The following is a 2,440-nucleotide window of genomic DNA, read 5'->3' as shown; positions in this document are numbered from 1 at the left end:
GTTATCGTTCAATGGATGCCCCAAATACCCAGCTAAAACAGGCCATTTTGCAGGTCTTGCAAGACTATATCGACTTCCTAGGCCGCGATCCAGAGACTCAACTACAGATCATCGTCGATGAGAAAAACGACCATTACCTGCTGACCGAAATTGGCTGGCAGGGGCAGCGGCGCATCTATGGCACCCTGATTCACTGCGATATCATCGACGACAAAATCTGGATTCAGCAAGACGGCACCGAAGCGGGTATCGCACCGGAACTGATTGCCCTCGGCGTCGATAACCAGCAGATTGTCCTGGGGTTCAAATCCGTCGAGCGGCGACAGATTACCGATTTTGCCGTGGCTTAGTGCCATACCCCTAGCTCACAGCTCCATCTGACGACTGCGCTGCTTCTGCCGTCGTCGCTGCCGTTGCGCTTTCCGGTTTCGGTCTTCGTCGTCCTGGGTCTGGCGCTGCTGCACCTCAAGTTGCTTCAGGGCGTTGTCAATGCCTGCTGGTTCCTGATTCTGAGGTTGGGTTTTAGGTTCGAGTTGGCCTTGTTCCTCACCCTGTCCCTGCCGTCGCTCCCACCAATCCATCACGGCATGACTCTCTTGGGGTGACTCAATTCCTCGATATCTGCGGAGGCCATTCAGGGTATAGGCTCTGCCCAGTTGAGAGGCGCTAAAGTAGAGTCCCTTAAATTGGTAGGTCAGCCCTATGGTGATCTCGCCTATCGGCTTCATGTGCAAATCCACTCCAGCCTGTTCCAAGCGGTCAGCCAACTGGTCAAGGTGATTGACCTGGCTGGTTATGTCATCGACGAGATCTTGAAGCTCAGGCTTAATCGCAGGTTGGCCCGTGTCTCGTTCATGGCGAATCATGCCAACGGTGGGCGGTTTCCGCTCCTTGTGCCAGCTTGGGACGGTCGGGGGCAGTCCGTACTCGACTTCCAGTTCTCGGGCCGCTACTTCGGCGTGGTAATGATCCCAGTCTCCGGGCACCCGCTTCCCTTTATCGAGGTCAAACCGACCCGCCACAATGTGGATGTGGTCATGGCGGGTATCGGCATGGCGCACGACCACATAGGGCAGATGGTGGTAGCCCATTTTGTCGAGGTAGTCGCTAGCGATAAGGTACCAAAGGTTATCAGATAAGCGTTCGGGGGGCGCAATGGCCAAAGAAGCGTGATAGGTGTTGTACTGAAGCCGACTAGAACCCGAACAGCTATGCCGGATCTCATGGGCAATGGTGTAGGGATTATCGAGACTCACCATATTGCCGCCAATTACCTGGGCCTCAGGCCGAGTCAACACATACTGGGCCACGTCTAGGGGATCTTTGCGCTTGGTGTGCTTAACGAGCATCGCCCTGGTCTAGGTCATCGCCCTGTTCCTGTTCTAGCTCTAGCTCTAGCCTCAGTTCTTGCTCCAAAGTCATGGGTTCTACAGGAATACCTTTGGGCAGACCGCTTAGATCCACCCCATTCGTTTCAAGCAGTTGGCGGTGGAGCATGGTCAGCTTGGCATCCAGCGCAGCAATGGGTAGACCCATCCTGTCCAGGTCAATCCCGTTGACCCGCGCCTTGGCCAAGATGCGATGGAGCAGCGTCTTCATATCGAGGACAGAACCATAGATTTGAGGCCCAGTTAAGTGGGGCAACCGGGTAGCTTCGATGTAGTCGTCAATCACTTGACTGGGTTCTGCGCCTCTGCGCTCGGCCTCAGCCATCACGGTGTTGTAGTTGTGAGTTTTGAGCCTAATTCTAAGCCGATGGGTATCAGACATCATTCACAAAAGAGGTGTACTGGATCGAATCTTGGCAAATCCATGGGCGGGGCTTACTCTGTCTGAGGTCAGATATTCAGGGCCAGATTCTGATGACGATGAAAGCTGATTTTGTCTGGGTCGTCACAATGATGGTTGGCCATGACTGTGCTACCTTGACTGCCATACTTCCTCTAGCAAGTTCTTAGCCTGTCTGATGATGCTTCGAGTGAGTTCCTAGCGGTTCTGTGATGTGCCCCGACTAGCCCCTATGCGGCCCTTATCCAATCCTTTCGTGTTTTTATCGAGATTTGATGCCCATGCTTGGCCATGTTCGGAGAGGTGGCCCAGGAAAGTATTTCTTGCCTCGCCAAAAACACATCGGTTTTGACTATCGGTTGCGCCCTAAAAATCACCTGATTTGGGCCTGGTTTTAGCCCGGTTTCGAGTTTTGCTAGAGCCAATTTCGCTCCAAGTTAAGCCAAGTTGACCTGACTGCCTGACAGAAGTGGGTGAAAGGCTTGAAACCTCGTGCTGCGAGGGGGAAAAGGTGAGGTGACATGAGACGCTGGAATTGCATATCTCAGGGTCTTTGCCATGCCAGCCACCACCTGTCTCTATGATCAAGTGCTGTCCTTGCTGCGTCAATATAGCCATCGTCGGGATCTGCGACACCTCAAGGCCTTGGCGT

Annotated in this window: 3 protein-coding genes; 1 reads left to right on the top strand and 2 read right to left on the bottom strand. The window is 53.7% G+C overall.

The genetic code is table 11. The annotated features are described in order from the left end of the window. Positions 1 to 350, top strand: a 350-nt coding sequence (locus H6G62_RS26775; protein ID WP_347239435.1) for a XisI protein, incomplete at its 5' end; no start/stop codon positions are given. A 15-nt stretch (positions 351 to 365) separates the two neighbouring features. Here H6G62_RS26775 and H6G62_RS26770 read toward each other — a convergent pair. Together H6G62_RS26770 and H6G62_RS26765 are read right to left on the bottom strand one after the other, a co-directional pair. Continuing rightward, positions 366 to 1,349, bottom strand: coding sequence for a relaxase/mobilization nuclease domain-containing protein (locus H6G62_RS26770; protein WP_190500841.1), 984 nt, complete (start codon positions 1,347 to 1,349; stop codon positions 366 to 368). Beyond that, positions 1,339 to 1,773 carry a hypothetical protein gene (locus tag H6G62_RS26765; protein ID WP_190500839.1) on the bottom strand — a complete coding sequence of 145 codons (435 nt, stop codon included), beginning with the start codon at positions 1,771 to 1,773 and terminating at the stop codon, positions 1,339 to 1,341. Before H6G62_RS26765 ends, H6G62_RS26770 begins: the two co-directional genes overlap by 11 nt. Between the last annotated feature and the right edge of the window lie 667 nt (positions 1,774 to 2,440).

The organism is Phormidium sp. FACHB-1136 (assembly GCF_014697375.1).
GTDB lineage: Bacteria > Cyanobacteriota > Cyanobacteriia > Phormidesmidales > Phormidesmidaceae > Nodosilinea.
Note: the sequence above shows the minus strand (reverse complement) of the source record. Positions and strands in the feature narration are given on the sequence as shown.

Coding starts and splice junctions, on each gene's coding strand:
- H6G62_RS26770 (WP_190500841.1), bottom strand. CDS start 1,349: ATGCTCGTTAAGCACACCAAGCGCAAAGATCCCCTAGACGTGGCCCAG.
- H6G62_RS26765 (WP_190500839.1), bottom strand. CDS start 1,773: ATGATGTCTGATACCCATCGGCTTAGAATTAGGCTCAAAACTCACAAC.